Annotated in this window: 3 protein-coding genes and 2 rRNA genes (1 of these 5 only partly in view); 2 read left to right on the plus strand and 3 right to left on the minus strand. The window is 53.0% G+C overall.

What is annotated here, in order from left to right; all coding sequences use genetic code 11:
• The first annotated feature begins 702 nt into the window (after window positions 1–702).
• Entirely contained in the window at window positions 703–1,224 is a 522-nt protein-coding gene (locus ACZ46I_RS03125; protein ID WP_464281402.1) for a DUF3373 family protein, read from the plus strand.
• Here the strand turns inward: ACZ46I_RS03125 and ACZ46I_RS03130 are convergent.
• Complete coding sequence (locus ACZ46I_RS03130; RefSeq protein ID WP_464280675.1) at window positions 1,146–2,360, minus strand: ISL3 family transposase; 1,215 nt, start codon at window positions 2,358–2,360, stop codon at window positions 1,146–1,148. The two genes, ACZ46I_RS03125 and ACZ46I_RS03130, sit on opposite strands and share 79 nt — an antisense overlap.
• A 47-nt stretch (window positions 2,361–2,407) precedes the next feature.
• Between ACZ46I_RS03130 and ACZ46I_RS03135 the strand changes: the two genes are divergently transcribed.
• The gene (locus ACZ46I_RS03135) at window positions 2,408–3,535 is read left to right on the plus strand and encodes a DUF3373 family protein (RefSeq protein ID WP_464281403.1); all 1,128 of its coding nucleotides are present in this window, start codon (window positions 2,408–2,410) and stop codon (window positions 3,533–3,535) included.
• Between the two features lie 124 nt (window positions 3,536–3,659).
• Here ACZ46I_RS03135 and rrf read toward each other — a convergent pair.
• Together rrf and ACZ46I_RS03145 are read right to left on the minus strand one after the other, a co-directional pair.
• Window positions 3,660–3,774, minus strand: a 5S ribosomal RNA gene (gene rrf / locus ACZ46I_RS03140).
• Between the two features lie 133 nt (window positions 3,775–3,907).
• Window positions 3,908–6,000: ribosomal RNA gene (locus ACZ46I_RS03145) — 23S ribosomal RNA — on the minus strand; it runs 797 nt beyond the window's last position.

Below are 6,000 nucleotides of genomic sequence, written 5' to 3' on the forward strand. Positions count from 1 at the left end.
CTCTGGAGATCCCGCAGACACTGCATCCCTGCAGTGCTGCCGGACCACTCACTTCCTGTGAGTGTCCCGTTCGGGTCTTGCCAGCCAGGCGTCGCACTCACCGGACGGGCTCAGGGGGGAACGGCCTGCTTCTGCCTCTCCCCCTGTGTTCTTTCCCAGCCAGGACGCGCCGACTGTCAGGCTGCTGAAAAGCTCTCATCTGCGGCGTTGCTCACCAGTGCTCGTCGCTGCGACGTACAGGAAGTACGCCTCACTCCTCACCTAGCTCGCGCCTTGCACCTGAAAACTTTTCAATTGCCTGTATAACGCGATGGACCCGCAGGGTTGACGCCACGAGGGCGGCAACCGCAAACCAAAAGCCAGGGAAGGCGGTTGTTTGCGGTCCCCAGTTCCAGGCAAGCGGACGGCTGAAAAGGACAGCACTGGGGGCCGCTTCCCAGCCACTTTTTGCGGGGAAAAAGTGGCAAAAGAAACTCGTATATATGGTGAGGATAATGTCAAGCGACGCAGTCTGTGCAGAACCATTTCTGCCATTCCAATATGGCATCAGTGTCGACGCCGACAACCTGCCGCTTCGGGGGGTGCGAAACTTCAGTCAGGAAGCATTCCTTGTGAAGCATTTCACGGATTTTCTTGCAATTATTTTACAGTTTTGTTAATTAGTTATTTAGCTACTTGCCTAATTATTCACAAGGAGAGGTTATGCGCAAAATCATCAGCATTTCACTGGCCATTGCGGCAACGGCATCAATGAGCTACGCCCAGGCCAACACGGAACTTCAGGAACTTCGGCAACAAATCCAGCAGTTGGAGCAGCGACAGCAGGAGCTCGAGAAGCAGCGCTTCGACCAGCGCCTCTCACGGGTGGAAGCCCAAGCCATGGGAGATAATCTCAAGTTTGATGTGGACTACCGGGTTACCATGGACAGCCTGAAATACAAGCTGCACAGTGGCGCCACCCAGGAAAACAGCTCTTTGCTTGCCAATCGCATGATTCTCGGCATGAATTTCCGCCCCAACGACAGTGTCCGCTTTGCCGGTAAGCTTGCTTACAACAAGGCATTCGGCGACACCGCCAACCACAGCCAGTCCAATACAGACCCCGGTTACGCCAACTTCGACTGGGTCGTCAACGAAAACCCGGTTCATCCGGTTAAAGCGTACTTTGAATTATGGAGGGCCTTTATTCTGAGCTCGAAGAATTCCATATCTCTGTATCCATAGGCTTGCCTTTTGAGGGTATCAATTTTGTTGTTGATCCCCTCAAGTGGTCCTGTTGATATGGGGTGATCATACCAGTTCAGGATTCCCTCTCGGTGCTTCTCCAGCGTTTTGGCCATTTTCTTCAACCCTTTGATGGCTGATGCCTGAGCCCTGTTGATCCAGTCATCGAGGAATACCGTGGCAGCTACCTTGTCAGTTTGTTGCCATATCTGGCGGAGATCTTCTTTCATATAGTAGGCAACCGCCAATGGTCGATTGGCCTGCAGGGCAAGTTCAAGGCGTTCATGATCGCTGGTTTGCTCGCCAATGCTCTGCGGATTTTTGAGAAGCATCCAGCGAGTGCCTTTGAGAATGCTCTTGTCATGCTGACTTGTGAGCTCATGGTACAGCTCGCGGCGAATATCGGTAAGGCGTTCATTCATAAGCTTGACGACATGGAAACGATCAAACACCAACGCAGCAGATGGAAGGTGTTCGAGCACTGCCGACCGGTAAGCCGGACTCATGTCAGCAGCAACGGCTTTGATAGATGACTTGCGACGACCAAGGCGTTTCCAGAAACCATCAAGCGCTTCTGCCTGTTTGCCTGCTCCAACGTATACGACCCTGGCTGAACCAAGGTCAATGACGAGAGTAATGAAGCCATGTTTGCGTCCGGTGTATTTCTCATCAATGGCGATATACTCAAGCCCAGCAAGTGAAGGGCTACTATAGTGATGATGCAGATACCGCTTGAAAATGGACTTGACCAGGTCCCAGCCTATACCAAGAAGCCGTGCTACATCAATGAGGCTCATAGCTTGGGCAAGGGAGACCACATACCGAGCAAATGCATGGGTGTAGGAACACCGTGGAGAGGCTATTTTCAGACTCACCCGCCTGACGCTACCGCACTGAAGGCACTGGATGCGTGGAACGTGGACGTGCAACCAAGTGGACTTGATCCCCAAAGGCAAACCTCGTAACCGACGAATGCTACTGCCTCGCAATATGACAGAACGGCCAAGGCACGCAGGGCAGCGAATCAGCTTTTTACGGGGCCGGACATGGAAATTGATGGTATTGCCGCGATACTGTGTACGGATGTAATCGTAGCCAGCAAGGCCGTAGGCATGGTAAAGAACACTGGTGGGCATGGTGCTTCTCCCGGAATTATTTGGTTGTAATCCCGATAAATGGCACCATGCTCACTTTTTTGTCAATGTATCCTCAATACGGAAGAGCCGAAAACCCCCTGGACAACACCCTCAAGGTCAAGGAAGCCTATTTCCACTACGCCACCTCCATGGGCAGCGTTCCTTTTGCCGCCAGTCTGGGTCGACGCCCTTCCACTGACGGTTTCCTGGCCCACCTGCGCGAGGGCGACTCCCACTATCAGTCGCCCCTGGCCCACTCCATCAATGTGGAGTTTGATGGAGCCAGCTTCACCTGGCAGCTCGAAGGCTTGATTGGCCTTCCCGGCAGCAGCTTTAAAATCTGCACAGGACGCGGTCTCACCAATGCCAACCCCCGCTTTGACATGATGGGCTACGACTACGCCAAAGACGAGAGCCTGCACAGCAACATCGACATGCTGGGCTTTATCTTCCAGCCGTACAGCGATGGTCAGTACACCGTGCAGACTCAGGCGTTCAAGGCGTGGAATCTCATCGGGTTTACCGGCGCGGATATGATGGCGTACCAGAACGCGGTGGGTACCTTCATGATGGATCCTGACCCCAACAACCTTGCCAACAACTACGTCAACATGATGATGGCCCAGCCCTCCTTCTCCGATGTGGGCGACATGTACGGCGCGACGGTGAGTGTGCTGGCCAATGGGGTTGGCGACTTCAACAGCTTCCTGGATAACACCAAACTCTTCGTCAGTTATGCCGTCAGCCAGACCCTGCCCAACGACAACATGAGCATGCTGGGCAGCACTGACAACAAGACCGGCTACTCCATCTGGATGGGAGCGGAAGTTCCCGGCATGATCACCAGAAACGGCCGCCTGGGATTTGAGTACAACGAAGGCAGCAAGTACTGGAGAAGCTTCACCTACGGTGAAGATACCATGATCGGATCCAAGCTTGCGGCTCGTGGCAAAGCGTACGAGGCGTACTATACCCAGCCCCTGGTGGGCAACACCCTCAGCATGCAGCTGCGCTACACCTATATTGACTATGATTACACTGGCAGCAATGCCTTCTTTGGCGATGATGGGGCACCGATGTCCATTGCCGATGCCGCCGCTGCTGGTGCAGCCATGGGGATAGACCCCGTTGACAGCGCGTCAGACATTCGCCTGAGCTTCCGCTACCGCTTTTGATTTCCCTGTACAACAGCCGGAGGAGTTCTCCGGCTGTTGTGTCTGCTGTTATCTTTTGCCTGTCTTTTCCAACGCAATCAACCCCGCAGGAAGACTCCTGCGGGGCTGATCTATAAGGTAATTTGCCAGGCACCGTCCGATTTTCCCAGGGCTTAAGCCCAAGTATCGTAGGCGGAACAGAGCTTAACTTCCGTGTTCGGAATGGGAACGGGTGTGGCCTCTGCCCTATAGGTACCAGGCAAAACGGTTAAAAACGGTTTTGCGTGACTGACTGGCAGTCGAGTTGAATATGCGTTTCTTTCAAACACTCAGGGTTGTATCTCTTTTGATCTGAAGCGTCAAGATCAAAAAATGCACGGTGCGCATCAAGCCAGAAAAAGAACAATGGAGAATTAGTACTGGTCTGCTGAACACCTTACGGTGATTACACATCCAGCCTATCAACCAGGTCGTCTTCCTGGACTCTCATGGGGATATCTTATCTTGAGGCTGGCTTCCCGCTTAGATGCTTTCAGCGGTTATCCATTCCGAACATAGCTACCCGGCGGTGCTTCTGGCGAAACAACCGGTGCACAAGAGGTTCGTTCATCCCGGTCCTCTCGTACTAGGGACAAATCCTCTCAAATATCCTGCGCCCACAGCAGATAGGGACCGAACTGTCTCACGACGTTCTGAACCCAGCTCGCGTACCGCTTTAAATGGCGAACAGCCATACCCTTGGGACCTGCTCCAGCCCCAGGATGCGATGAGCCGACATCGAGGTGCCAAACCTCCCCGTCGATGTGAACTCTTGGGGGAGATAAGCCTGTTATCCCCGGCGTACCTTTTATCCGTTGAGCGATGGCCCTTCCACGCGGAACCACCGGATCACTTTGACCTACTTTCGTACCTGCTCGACTTGTGGGTCTTGCAGTCAAGCCCCCTTATGCCAATACACTCGATGGACGATTTCCAACCGTCCTGAGGGAACCTTCGCGCGCCTCCGTTACTCTTTCGGAGGCGACCGCCCCAGTCAAACTACCCACCAGACAATGTCCTTCACCCCGATAAGGGGCGTAAGTTAGATAGCCAGTGCAGTAAGGGTGGTATTTCAAGGATGGCTCCACGCATACTGGCGTACACGCTTCATCGCCTCCCACCTATCCTACACATACTACACCGAGTATCATTGCCAAGCTATAGTAAAGGTGCACGGGGTCTTTCCGTCTTGCTGCGGGTAAGCGGCATCTTCACCGCTAATGCAATTTCACCGAGTCTCCAGCCGAGACAGCTCCCAGATCGTTACGCCATTCGTGCAGGTCGGAACTTACCCGACAAGGAATTTCGCTACCTTAGGACCGTTATAGTTACGGCCGCCGTTTACCGGGGCTTCGATTCAAAGCTTCGCTTGCGCTGACCTCTCCTCTTAACCTTCCGGCACCGGGCAGGCGTCACACCCTATACGTCCACTTACGTGTTTGCAGAGTGCTGTGTTTTTGATAAACAGTCGCCTGGGACTATTCTCTGCGACCCCTTCTGGCTCAAGGAGCAAGTCCTATCACCATAATGGGGCACCCCTTCTCCCGAAGTTACGGGGTCAATTTGCCGAGTTCCTTAGCTGGAGTTCTCTCGTGCGCCTTAGTATTCTCTACCTGCCTACCTGTGTCGGTTTGCGGTACGGTCACATATCAATGAACCTTAGCGGATTTTCTTGGAAGCAGAGGATTTCCGACTTGAATCTTCCGAAGAAGATTCTCGTTATCAGGCCTCAGCTTTCACCAGGTGCGCTTTTCACTACACCTGAGCCTACACCCTTCAAAGAACACTTCCATCAGTTCTCTCGGATACCTTTCTCCGTCCCCGCGTCGTGTTGATATGTGGTACAGGAATTTTTACCTGTTTCCCGTCGACTACGCCTTTCGGCCTCGCCTTAGGGGCCGACTCACCCTGTTCTGACTGACATTGCACAGGAAACCTTAGGCTTTCGGCGAATGGGGTTCTCACCCATTTTTTCGTTACTCATGCCTGCAGGATCACTCGTGTACGCTCCAGCATTCCTTACGAAACACCTTCATCGCTGTACACAACGCTCCTCTACCGATCAACAACTTGGTTGATCCTATAGCTTCGGTGGTGTGTTTGAGCCCCGTTATATTTTCGGCGCAGGTTCACTCGACCAGTGAGCTATTACGCTTTCTTTAAAGGATGGCTGCTTCTAAGCCAACCTCCTGGTTGTCCGGGCAAACCCACATCCTTTTCCACTTAACACACACTTAAGGACCTTAGCTGATAGTCTGGGCTGTTTCCCTCTCGAGCACGAAACTTATCTCTCGCGCTCTGACTCCCGAGCTTGGGCTTATGGGATTCGGAGTTTGATTCGGTTTGGTAATCTGGTGGGACCCCTAGCCGATTCAGTGCTCTACACCCATAAACAAACACTCGAGGCTATACCTCAATATATTTCGAGGAGAACGAGCTATCTCCAA

The sequence above is a fragment of the Desulfurispirillum alkaliphilum genome (genome assembly GCF_055378285.1).